14 protein-coding genes are annotated in these 11,981 nt (G+C 26.1%); all 14 read right to left on the bottom strand.

Annotated features, from left to right (window positions below; all coding sequences use genetic code 4):
• Positions 1–74: 74 nt before the first annotated feature.
• The 14 genes from CJF60_RS05070 to CJF60_RS05005 all read right to left on the bottom strand — a co-directional run bounded on the left by CJF60_RS05070 (position 75) and on the right by CJF60_RS05005 (position 11,594).
• Positions 75–611: a hypothetical protein gene (locus CJF60_RS05070; RefSeq protein WP_084232750.1), complete on the bottom strand. Its 537-nt coding sequence runs from the start codon at positions 609–611 to the stop codon at positions 75–77.
• A 194-nt stretch (positions 612–805) separates the two neighbouring features.
• Positions 806–1,903: a DNA-methyltransferase gene (locus CJF60_RS05065; protein WP_084232751.1), complete on the bottom strand. Its 1,098-nt coding sequence runs from the start codon at positions 1,901–1,903 to the stop codon at positions 806–808.
• Between the two features lie 647 nt (positions 1,904–2,550).
• On the bottom strand, positions 2,551–3,261 hold the full coding sequence (locus CJF60_RS05060; RefSeq protein ID WP_084232752.1) for a TrmH family RNA methyltransferase: 711 nt from the start codon (positions 3,259–3,261) through the stop codon (positions 2,551–2,553).
• Between the two features lie 67 nt (positions 3,262–3,328).
• On the bottom strand, positions 3,329–4,045 hold the full coding sequence (locus CJF60_RS05055; RefSeq protein ID WP_084232753.1) for a glycerophosphodiester phosphodiesterase family protein: 717 nt from the start codon (positions 4,043–4,045) through the stop codon (positions 3,329–3,331).
• On the bottom strand, positions 4,038–4,838 hold the full coding sequence (locus CJF60_RS05050) for a hypothetical protein (RefSeq protein ID WP_084232754.1): 801 nt from the start codon (positions 4,836–4,838) through the stop codon (positions 4,038–4,040). The genes CJF60_RS05055 and CJF60_RS05050 overlap by 8 nt, the downstream gene beginning before the upstream one ends.
• Complete coding sequence (locus tag CJF60_RS05045) at positions 4,832–5,533, bottom strand: hypothetical protein (protein ID WP_084232755.1); 702 nt, start codon at positions 5,531–5,533, stop codon at positions 4,832–4,834. Before CJF60_RS05045 ends, CJF60_RS05050 begins: the two co-directional genes overlap by 7 nt.
• A 257-nt stretch (positions 5,534–5,790) precedes the next feature.
• Positions 5,791–6,159 (bottom strand): 50S ribosomal protein L7/L12, encoded by a 369-nt coding sequence (gene rplL, locus CJF60_RS05040; protein WP_084232756.1) that lies wholly within the window; start codon positions 6,157–6,159, stop codon positions 5,791–5,793.
• 42 nt (positions 6,160–6,201) lie between these two features.
• Positions 6,202–6,708 carry a 50S ribosomal protein L10 gene (gene rplJ, locus CJF60_RS05035; RefSeq protein ID WP_084232757.1) on the bottom strand — a complete coding sequence of 169 codons (507 nt, stop codon included), beginning with the start codon at positions 6,706–6,708 and terminating at the stop codon, positions 6,202–6,204.
• 175 nt (positions 6,709–6,883) lie between these two features.
• A complete protein-coding gene (locus tag CJF60_RS05030; RefSeq protein WP_084232758.1) occupies positions 6,884–7,522 on the bottom strand; it encodes an FMN-dependent NADH-azoreductase in 639 nt (212 codons plus the stop codon).
• Positions 7,523–7,659: 137 nt separating this feature from the next.
• Complete coding sequence (locus CJF60_RS05025) at positions 7,660–8,148, bottom strand: hypothetical protein (protein ID WP_143823420.1); 489 nt, start codon at positions 8,146–8,148, stop codon at positions 7,660–7,662.
• A 233-nt stretch (positions 8,149–8,381) separates the two neighbouring features.
• Positions 8,382–9,065, bottom strand: coding sequence for a hypothetical protein (locus tag CJF60_RS05265; protein WP_180737986.1), 684 nt, complete (start codon positions 9,063–9,065; stop codon positions 8,382–8,384).
• A 210-nt stretch (positions 9,066–9,275) separates the two neighbouring features.
• Entirely contained in the window at positions 9,276–10,031 is a 756-nt protein-coding gene (locus tag CJF60_RS05015) for a hypothetical protein (RefSeq protein ID WP_095279157.1), read from the bottom strand.
• 74 nt (positions 10,032–10,105) lie between these two features.
• Positions 10,106–10,819: a hypothetical protein gene (locus CJF60_RS05010; protein ID WP_143823583.1), complete on the bottom strand. Its 714-nt coding sequence runs from the start codon at positions 10,817–10,819 to the stop codon at positions 10,106–10,108.
• A gap of 310 nt (positions 10,820–11,129) precedes the next feature.
• Positions 11,130–11,594 carry a hypothetical protein gene (locus tag CJF60_RS05005; RefSeq protein ID WP_084232763.1) on the bottom strand — a complete coding sequence of 155 codons (465 nt, stop codon included), beginning with the start codon at positions 11,592–11,594 and terminating at the stop codon, positions 11,130–11,132.
• Positions 11,595–11,981 lie beyond the last annotated feature (387 nt).

The raw sequence follows: 11,981 nt of genomic DNA, 5'->3' as shown, positions 1-11,981 counted from the left end.
ACAAATAAACTACAAAAATACAAACAAAAAATAAGATTTATATAAATCTTATTCTTCAAAAATTATTCAGTTTATTATCTTAAATTGTTTCGTTCAAGGATGTCTTCAACACGTTCCATACGAACAACTAGATCTGCTACGGTTACTTTTAAATCAGATACATCTGCTTCTAATACATCAAGGCGTTGATTTACTTGTTTGAATCCTTCGACAACAGTATCAGATAATTTTGCAACAATATTAGCGATTTGATTTAAATTTTGAGTTAAAACAATATTAGCTTGAACAAGCCCATCGACCGTTTGGCTCAAATTACTTACTGTTTGAATAAGACCATTGACTGTAGTTGATAATGTAGCGAAATCACTAGATAAAGTGTCAACAGTTTTCGACAATTTATTTAAGTCAGCAGAAATTTGATCCACTTTCTTTTCTAATTTATCAAATCTGTCATCATTATCTTTTGGTTTAGTGATTTTTTTATCCATAAACTCTATTGTAGCAGTAAATCTATCATCTGTATCATCTAAAACATAAATCTTTTTATCTTTGAATTTTTTAGCGATTTCGTTAACTTCAGTTAACGTTATATAATCTCTTTTCTTGGTCATATTTTCCTTTTTAAAATTGTATATAGTTATATTTTAACCTAGAAAATCTCTAACTATTATAAAATAGTCTAGAGTGTGAAAAATTTTCATAAAATGGAAGCTTTACACAAAATATAAATATGTTTTTGCTGATTGATCAGTAAAACAAAAGTGGAATTTTTTAAAACTCCACTTTCATATTAGTTTAGGTAAACCTAATTAAGAAATAACGAACTGGTTTTAACATATTGCCTGTAGTTTTCTCTTACTTCTGAAATTGACACTAATTTACCATTTCTTTTGACTAGAAGGAAATCAAAAGCATTAACTCTTCGTTTGTTGTTACCCATTTTCGCAGCAACTTCATGCATTGATTCTACGGTATCTTTATATTTTAGATAACCCCTATTATCTGAAAGAATTGCTGTTTCTCCATTTTTATGATGAAACTCTTCTCCTATTATAAAAAATCCATTTTGAACCATTTCTGCCATTGAAACTTTTAGAGGTTTGTTATCGAAAATGGCATTTTCAATATCGCCTATTTCTTCCATTACATTATCAAGTCTCTTTTGACCATATTTAATGTAATTTTCATCTTGTTCGATCATTGTGTAAGTTCTACCTGTCTTTTTAGCAACAGCTGCAGTAGTCATTGTACCACCAAAAGGGTCGAGAATTAAATCACCTTTTTTAGTAAACAAAGTAATTATTCTATGTAATAGTGCTTCTGGTTTTTGAGTATTATGAAGTTTTTTATTTTCATCATCCTTTAATCTTTCCGAACCTGAACAAATAGGAAACTGTCAAATTGAACCCATTTGTTTACCGTTATTTAATGCTTTACCTGTTTTGTAGTTGAATGTAAATTTAGATTTTTTACTCTTGCTAGCTCAGATCATTGTTTCGTGACTATTATTTAAACGTGAACCAGAAAAATTAGGAGTAGGATTTGATTTTTTTCAAATGATGTCATTTATTACTCAAAAGCCCAGGTCTCTTAAAATTGAACCTATTTCAAAAATAGATTGCATACCCGAGATTACGCAAATAGTCCCATTAGTTTTTAATAATCTGTGAACTTCAGTTAACCAACTTTTAGTAAATACTTTGTATTTTTCCATTGATTCAAACTTATCTCAATCATCATCAACACCACTAAATTCACTTCCTTCAACTCTATAAAGTTTTTTGCCATCAGCAATTTGCATAAAATAAGGTGGATCTGCAAAACAAAAATCAAAAGATTTGTCTGGCAACTTTTTCATCATTTCAATTGTTTCGCTGTGTAATATTTTATTTTTAAAATTCATTTTTGCTTTCTCCTAAAACACACAAATTTTATTTATTTACGTTATTCTGATTTTTCAAAATTATTTACTCATTCCAATAATTTAAGTTTTAATTGTTATTATTCATTTTTTCAATATTTATTTTTTAAATAATTTCAAAATAACTGATGAAATATTTTTTTATATGTATTCCTATTAACAAAGTAATTGTTACTTAATAGTTTTCAAAAAAATTTTTACTCTTTTTTAAGACATTAGATTTTTAATTATGCAGAATTTATTTTCTGAATTCAATCTATGTTCTTAAGTAATTAAAATTTACAGTTTTTTTAAATAAATTTTCTTATCCATTAAACAAAAATTTTATTTTATTAAATCAATAATTAATAAATTAAAAGGTTTAGCAAGATGAATTAAAAACTTTAAAAATAAAACTTTATTAATAATAAAATCTTTTAAATTTACTTAATATAAAGTGTATTAAAAATGATTAGCATATTAATTTGTTATGAAACATAAAAATAAAAATTCAAATTAATTTTGGTCATTAAATAAATTTTATAAAAAATAATTTCAAGCATAAAAAACCATTATTTAAATCTTCTTAAATCTATAAAAATATGTCATCTATTAAAAGGAAAATATTCAAAATAAAATTTATATAAAAACTAACTATTTATTTTATTCATGATAATTGCACCTGCAATAGCAACATTTAATGATTCGAGTTTTTGATTTATTTTTATATAAATTTTTTCATCTAAAATTTTTAAAACTTGTTCGCTTATTCCGTGTCCTTCATTACCTAAAACAACAACTAATTTTTCATCAAAATTTATTTCATTAATTTCTTTTGCATCTTCACTTAATAATGCACCATAAATTTTAAACCCATATTTTTTAAAAATAGTAAAGATATTTTTGTAATCTTTTTCATCTATTAAATTAACCGAAAACGTCGCATTTCTCGATGATCTAGTAATCTTTTGATTATAAATATCTAAATTAGAAAATACAACTGTATCAAAATTGAAAGCTAATGCACTTCTAATTAAAGTACCTACATTTCCAGGATCATTTACATTATCTAAATATAAAATGCGTTTACTATTTTTAAAATCTAAATTAACTTTTTTAATTTCTACTTTAGCAATCATGTCAGGTTTTGATTCTAAATCAGAAATTGAATTAATTAAAAAATTAGCTAAATCTACATCACATCCTTTTGGGCAATATGTAGTCAATTTGACATTTAATTTTTTTGCTTCTTCAATTATTTTTGATCCTTCAATTAAAAATGCATTATGCTGCAATCTACCTTTTTTAGTTGTTAAAGATTTTAAAATTTTATATTGTTCATTGCTCTTACTTGAAATCATATTTTAATTATATTGCTTAATTTTAATTTAGATCAAATATCTAAAAAAGATGCCGTTTGGCATCTTCTTAGAATAAGTAATTTGAGATTAAAGCAAAGGTCTTTTTATTTGCTTTAAAGTCATCATGATTTTTTTCACTTTTAATTGTTCAGAATAAATATTTCTTTTTAAAACTATCATAATATGTTTGATGTTTTTTATAAATATCAATTCATGGATTAAAATATTTTATGATTGAAAATTGACTTGGTTTTATGTCTTTAAATTGCTTTGCTTTCCATCATAAAAACGCTAGTGTTAACTTGTCATTAAAACTGTAAATTAATTCTAATGATTTAAAATTGAATGAACTAAAAATTAATTTATCAATTTGTTCTTGCGAATATTTTTTTAATAAATATGCCATCCTTAATTCAATTCCTGGATAATGATATTCATCAGTTTTAATTTCAATATTGATGATTTTGAATTTATCGATGTATAAATCTAAAAATTCTTCAAGGGTTAAAATAGTTTGTTTTGGTAAATCATATTTTCAAAACTTTCCAAAATCAAGTTCTTTTAATTCTTTTAAAGTTGCATCTTTAATAGTAAATTCTTTTAAAGATGTTCTCGTTGTTGTTTCATCATGAATAATTACTAATTGTTGGTCTTTAGTTAAATGAACATCAAGTTCAACTCCATCAAAACCAAATTGATAAGCTAAATCAAAAGCTAGTTTTGTATTTTCAGGAGCAACTGCTGAATAGCCTCGATGGGCTAATAATAATTTATCTCTAGACATTTTCTAATGTTCTTCAACGGTAAGAATCTTTTTTCAGTTTTTTAATTTCATAACGGTTTCAGAAAAATAAAACAACTCCACAAATTCAACCAAAAATAGCAACACCTAAAGCAAATAAGATGATAATGCTATATCCTTGTTGAGATGTATTTGAAGTACCTGCAACTGTATATTCTTTTCCAATTGCAGCTGAAGCAGTATAGAATCATGCATCTGGTGAAAACGCCACAAACGAAATTAAAGCATTAGTTGAAGCATATGATTTTTTAGGTACTGGTAATTCACCGATAGTTGCATATCTAAGCGTTACCATGATTCACGAGATACCTCCAACTATCAAGTAGAGAATTATAAAGATCGGTATCAGAGCAATTTGATAATCTCTAGGTAGATCTTTAAAATCACCTGTTCCAGGAAGTGCTAGGAAAATAGCTGCAACAATGAAACCTACCCCAAGCACTATAATTAAAGTGTGAATGTAACTTTTAGCCTTATCAGCTAATCTTCCTGTCGGCGTTGAAATCACAAACCTTAAAACATAGGTCCTAATTCCCCCAATTACTACTAAGACAATTGCAGGTGTACCTACAGCTGAAATTCCAACATTTTTCATGTATTGTAGTAAATAGTAAGCAAAAACTGATTGGAACATGTACATTCCCATAACGAAGAAAGCATCTAATCAAATACGTGCACTTTTTAAAACTAGTCACATATTTTTAAAACTTAAAGCAAATTTTTCTTTTGTTGTATATTCAGGCACTCATTTTAAAATTGCAAACGAAGTTAGCAATAAAAAGCTGCAACTCAATATGCATATAGAGCATAACCTGGATTTCATTCAGGTCTTTTACCTGTTACAGGATCAACTGCTAAAACATTTTGCGCAATCACTTGGAAGATAATTCCTGCGATAAAAATGATCGCAATTCCAATTAAACCATTTCAGGTTCCTTGAACCCCATAAGAAAGACCTTGGTCTTCTTTTTTAGCTTGCTGAGAAACTAATTTTCATAAAGGTGTTCAGAAAATCATTGTTGAACTAACCCCTCAACCTATATAGATTAAATAGTATTGAGTAAGTGTTGCATCTGATGATTTTAATTGACCTCCAGCAGTTTCTGCAACTGGATCTGGTGAAGTTAAAATCAATGTTGCTCATCATAAAGTTAAAAGCCCCGTTGTAAATGAAGCAAGCGCCGTTAACTTTTTAGAACTAACCTTATCAGTTAGTCAACCACCTGGCAGTTGCGTGATTAATGTAACTCAACCTACAGCTGCGATAAATGAATCAAATTCGCTTTCGGTAACGTGCAAAATGGTGTGCACGTTAGGGAAAATCAAGCGAATATAATATGGCGCAGCAATAACAAAAACATCGACAGCAGCTAGAATAAATAAAGCAAGCATGGCTTTTTTACCAAGTCTTTTATAAGTTGATTTAAACTTATTAATACCTGAACTGAAGAAGTTTTTTAGACTATTCATAATTTCATATTTCCTTTCCAAATAAAAATATTTTAATTTATGAGGAGATTTGTCTCCTTGTTATATTATCTCCACAAAAACTATTTATTTTGTAGATGTTTTTCCAGAAACATTAATTTTGCATATTTTTTTCCACATTTTGGCTTTTTTCATAAAAAATAGGCTTATTTTGAACACATTTTTTTAAAAAAAGACAAAGAAAACCTCTTGAACAATTTCAAGAGGTTAAATTATTTAAATGTTAAAAAAGTTAAAAATTACTCAACTTTAACTTCAGCACCAGCTTCAACTAAAGTCTTTTTAATTTCTTCAGCTTCTTCAGGTTTGATGTTTTCTTTTACTTTTGCAGGTAGGTTTTCAACTAATGTTTTTGCATCCATTAGACCAATTCCTAGTAATTCTTTAACTGCTTTAATAACAGCAACTTTTTTACCACCATCAGATGTAATTGAAACTGTAACTTCTGATTTAACTGCAGCAGCAGTTTCAGCAGGAGCAGCTGCTACAGCAACAGCAGAAGGGTCGATTCCAAACTCTTCTTTCATTGCTTCAACTAGTTCCATTACTTCTTTAATGTTCATTTCTTTTAATGAAGAAATAAATGATTCTTTTGTTAATTTTGCCATTTTTAATCCTTTCAAAAATGATTTGTTTAATTTTATATTTGATTATTCAGCAGGAAGTTTATTCTCATCTGCTAATAATTTAAATGATAATGCCACTTGTTTTAGAGGGCTTAATAATGAATTTGCCAAGATTGTCAAGGCTTCTTCATAAGTTGGTAGACCAGCAACATCTAGTACACCTTGAGCATCGATTACTTTATTTTCGTAAATTCCTGCTTTGATGACTAAATCAGGGTTATCTTTAGCAAATGACTTTAATAGTTTTGCACCAGCGATAGCGTTTTCTTGAGCAAAGACAAAGATATTTGGACCAACTAGGTACTCATCTAAATCAGTGTATGATTTAGATGTTACTTGTTTTACCAAGCGGTTTTTATAAACCTTGATATCAACACCTAAATCTTGTGCTTTAAAACGTAAATCAGTCATTTGTGCTACTGATAAACCACGGTATTCAGCGATATAGAAACCTTCAATAGTATTAAACTTATTTTTGATTTCATTAACGATTGCTTTTTTCTCTAAACGATTTTTTGATTCAGCGTGCATTTTCACCTCCTCAATTAGATAGATATTTGCAAGACATACACTCGGAAACAAATTAAGCTAAAAGCAGTTTCGGTCTTGATGTATTGCTTTTTCATAATACCACAATTTTTAAATTTTATTAATTTAAAAATAAGAGCTTTTTAGGGCTCTTATTTAGCATTTTAATCTTTAGTTTTTATTCAGCAAACTTAGATCTACGTACTGGAATTTTTGCAAATACTTTTGCAGCTTTTGCAATTTTACTATGATATTCATTAACCATTTCACGTGGAGTTTTACTTGCATTTTCTGCTAATTTAGTTCCTGCTACTAAAATACCTTCAGGAGTATTTGCTCCAAAAAAGCCAAATTGACCTCTTAAATATTCAGTATGATTACCTCAAGGGTATCAGCCAAAAGGTGCTCCCTGAGTTGTTAAAATCTGCACATCAAGATGATCTAGTAAACCAACTGCGTCACCTTTTTTAGCATATTTATATGAAAAGGTTTTGTTTGCAACATTAATATGATCAAGATAGTTTTTAGTTACAGCGTTAACATTAAAGTTAGTCATCGGTACACTCATAATTACCTTATTAACTGATTTTAATTGGTCAATGTATTTATCTGAATCTTCAGGATTGAAAAATCCGTTAAATAGATTATCTCTTGTCAAACTTTTAGTTGCAATCCCAATTGTGTTTAAATCCATGTAGATGAATTCATCATCTGGTGCATGTTTTTTATATTCTTCAACAAAAACATCATTTAAAGTGCTACTTACTGATTTAGGCTCTTCAATCATTGATGTTTTGATTACTAATACTTTAGCCATAATTTCCCTTCGACTTTTAAAAAAGTCTTTTAATTTAAATTTATATAATTTAATTTTAAACTTTTAAAACTGAATAATTTGAAAAAAATTGAAAAACTACTTTCAAATTAAGAGAAAGTAGTTTTTTGTAAATTTGCTTATAAGTAGTGCATTTGCTGAGCTAGTGTTCTAAATTCTTGAAGCACTACATAAACTTTGTCAAAATATGTTCTTGCTTCATCGTATGAATTAGATAAGGGAATCTCATTGATCATTTTTGTTAATTCAGAAATCTTATTTTCAAGACCGTTAGGTATATTAATTTTGCCTTGATATTTCTTTAACAATTCATTAACTTTTTTAAGAGTTAAATTATAAACAGTTTGAATTTGGCTCCTCAATGAATCATCAACACCTTTTTCTGTTACACCTGAATTCAATTCAGCAATAGAAATGTTGTAATTTTCAGAAATAGAACCAACATAACCACTCATTGTTGTAGTTCACTCATTTTGATATGCAAGTTCTTCTGACCATTTATCAATTTGTCTATCAACTGATGGGTTACTACATGCAACTGCAATTGATGCCACTGATAAAGGAAATGAAACTAAAATAATTTTTTTAATTACTTTTGTCTTTCTCATTAAATCCATTTTCCTTATCTATACTAATTAATTATAAAAATTATAATCTTTTAGATTCTAAAAATTAAGGAAAAAAATATTTTTTCAATAACCCCAAACCTTCTTTAATTTATGGCTGTTCTAAAATTGAATCAACTTTTATAATGTAGAGATAAATGAATTTTTTAATAAACAGTTTGTTTGTAATGAACTGCAGTAAAAATATATTTATATAATCCATGATAATCAATTTTTTATTTTCATTTCAAAAATATAATATTGGAGAAAATGGCTAGAAACAAGATGTTTGCAATCTTAAATTGTTCTTCAATATCATTTGAAAAATTATTTTTCAAGTAATCATTATATTTTTTTAAATATCTTCTATTCAATGGATAACTAATAGCTGAATTATTAAAATAATCACTTATATTTGTGGAAAGAAAATCTTGTTGATTTTTAAATAAATAAGTTTCGATTTTAACTTTATTTTCTAAATCATTTTTAACTACTAAATTGGTCTTCAAATATTTTCTGTTTATAATTCACATCATTAATATAAAAATTAGTGAAAGCAAAATAATTATACTAGAAAAAGAAACAGTTGAAATCGTTTCTTCTTTATCTTTTATTCAATCATTTAACATAAGTATTGCTATCATATAAAAATATATAATCAAAATAATATTTAGAATTAGCAAACATAAGATTAATAAATTTAAAAATAAACGTGTCTTCCTTGTTAAAGAATGAAAACCGGAAAAGTCGAAATTACTTTTGAATAATCCGTTTATTTTTAGAAGGTAAATAGATTTGTTTAATAAAATTTTTCCTGTAAAAGAAACAATAAAAACTATCACTATATAAGCAATAATAGGGATCATTAATAATGACACAGGATTACCATCATCTGCAAAAAAACGATAGTTTCAAACCATAAATATAAATGACAATCATTAAAATATAAAACAAAAAATTACTATAGTTATATCTAATGATTTATTCAAAAAGCATTGTAACATCATTTTATTATCGAGATTTTAAAATTTTAATTCAAAAGAAAAAATAAAATGAAGTAATTTTTTGATCAAAATTTAAGGACTTAAAAAATGGTTCAGTAATTTCCTAAAGTTCATAAAATTATTTTTTTATATTACTCTAGAAATGAAAATTCTTCGGTAATGGACTATTGTGAACACAAGTCTATACAATCCATCATAATCTAAATTAGGTGAACTTTTAATATTACTAATATTAAACATAATTGCTAAAAATAAAGTGTTAGCAATTTCAATTTGTTTTGTTTGATCTTCTGATCAATTCATTTGTAAATAGTCATTATATGATTCTATATGGAATCCTAAATTTGTTCAATAATCATATCTTCAAACATTGAAAAATTGTGCCATATTATCTTCATCATATTCATGTTTATTATCTGACAAATAATAACTTAATTTAGGTTCAAGATGTTTTGTATTAGTGTCTAAAAAGCCTTTTTTTACGGTACTTTTGATTAATATTGTCATCACTATTAAAAAAATGAAAACGCTTAATTGAATAGCAATTAACACTGCTAAAATTCCTATAAAAACTACATCATCATTTGTTAAAACATATTCAGGATTTACTTTAGTAACAACAATTGAAATTGCTGAAATCCCAATTATAAATATTAGAAAAGAAAAATAAAATACAGTTGAAAATATGTGTCCTCTTTTAGTTATTTTTTTAAATTCTTTGATACTAAAATTGCTAGTTAATAAATTATTTTTATTTAAAAATACTAATGCTTTTTTAATTCATCTTCATCTTCTAATAATAACTCAAATTACAACAACTGAAAATAATGAAATAATTAATGCTGCAATCATTATCATGCCGTTTGGACTGTTAGAGAACATAATATAAAACTCCTAGTAGCTAATATATAAATTATAGTTTTTATTTAATTAACTACTTAATTAAATAAAATAAATTAAAGAAAAAAATCTGCTGCAGATGACAATAAATCTAGACCACTAACTGCCGAAAGCGAAAGACCACTACTTCCTGATGAAGATGGTTTAGCTGAATCCAATCTAATTTTGAAATAAACTAGCATAAAAATGTATTCATGAAATTCATCATAATACATGCTTGTTGGACTGTTATAACTATTATTATTCATAATAATTGCAAGGAATAAAAAGTTGACGAGTTCTAATCTTTTCGCTTCATCATTAGATCAATTTTTATTTATATAATTGTGATAGTTTTTTATATGTATTCCAAAATTAAGTCAATATCCTCTACTATAAACTTGAAAAAAACTAGCTATGTTTTTTCTTAAAAATTCTTCCTTATTTATATCTTCTAATTTTTTAATAATAGGATAAATAATCTTACTATTTTTAGAAACAAGATTTACTCTTAAATACTTATTAATTTTTCTATTCATATTTCAAATACTAATAGAAGTTGACAAAATTAAGATTAATGAAATTCCTGCTAGAAACATTACAAATATTTCATCACTAATTAAATAATGTCTAGTTTTAGGGATAGCTAAAGAAATTGAAACAACATCTAAAATAAAACAAATAGATGAATAAATAATAAAAAATGATGATGCTAATAATTTACTTTTCTTAGTTATTTTAGCAAAATCTTCGAAGTTAAAATTTCTAGTGATTAAGTTATTACTTTTCAAAAAGTAAGTCGCTTTTTTAAGAAATTTTCTCTTCTTAGAAAAGGAATATAAAACAAGAGCCACCACTAAAATTAAAGGAATAGTGGTTAGCAATAGTAAAATGTAAATCATGGGAAAATTCTGCATAAATTAGTCCTTGCTATATTTATAACAATCATATCTTATTAAATAATATTTTGAATAATTAGGTTTCATCTTTTAATAACTAGTAGTATAATTTTATAAATTTTAATTTTCAATTAAAAAATACTAACTACATTTAGATTTGTAATTAGCATAAAAAATATTTTTTTAAAATAACCTTTTCAAATTATTTAAATGTAATTTTTTTGGATAGATTAACAATTTCATCATCCAGAGGTGAAAGTTTCTCAAAGTAAGCAATTGTTGCATCTTTATTAGAATCTAAAGGTAATTCTTTTATCATCGAATGCATTTTCTTAACCTTTTCAACGTATGTATCAGGGAGAACAATTTTAGATTCATATTTCTTAAGAAAATTATTTAGGTTAGTATATGCTGTATCATATGAACTTATGACAGATTTTTTAAAAGCAAGCTCAAGATCACTATTACTATCAGAAGCAATGATCTTTCTAACTTCAAGATCATATCTAGTAAAAGTATAGTTGTACTTGTTTACACTGTTTTCAAAGTCTGTTTTAAATTGATCTTCTTGATCTAGTTTATCATTACCACTGCATGAAATTGCAATAGATGATACAGATATGGATAAAATAGTTGGTATTCCTATTTTTAATATTTTTTTAAACATAATTTAATAATCGTTTTTTTGATGGAGACAATAAATTGTTAATTGTTTCTTGACTGACCATATTGGACTTCAATAATAAGTCTGTTTTTGATGAAGTTGTAACCGCTACTACCGAACCTGTAGCTATAAATAATTTTTTTCGAAATTTCATTATATTGGGTCTCCTTTTCTATAAATACTCAGGTTTTTGCTTAATTTAAAAAGTATTTATGGGCAAATCATAAACTTTATACAATTTAATTGCGGATAATACTTAAAAAAATTTTAAAAACTTGATTTTTGACATCTTTTTTGCAGTTTTTAAAATATCTGGTAGTGTGCACCTGCGGGTGAACTACCTTTTTTTAGTTCCGTTGTTGATGCTTTAGAAAGTGAATGCAGTCGAGT

This window comes from Mycoplasmopsis agassizii (genome assembly GCF_002272945.1).
Lineage (GTDB): Bacteria > Bacillota_I > Bacilli_A > Mycoplasmatales > Metamycoplasmataceae > Mycoplasmopsis_B > Mycoplasmopsis_B agassizii.
This window is presented reverse-complemented; position numbering and strand designations above follow the sequence as displayed.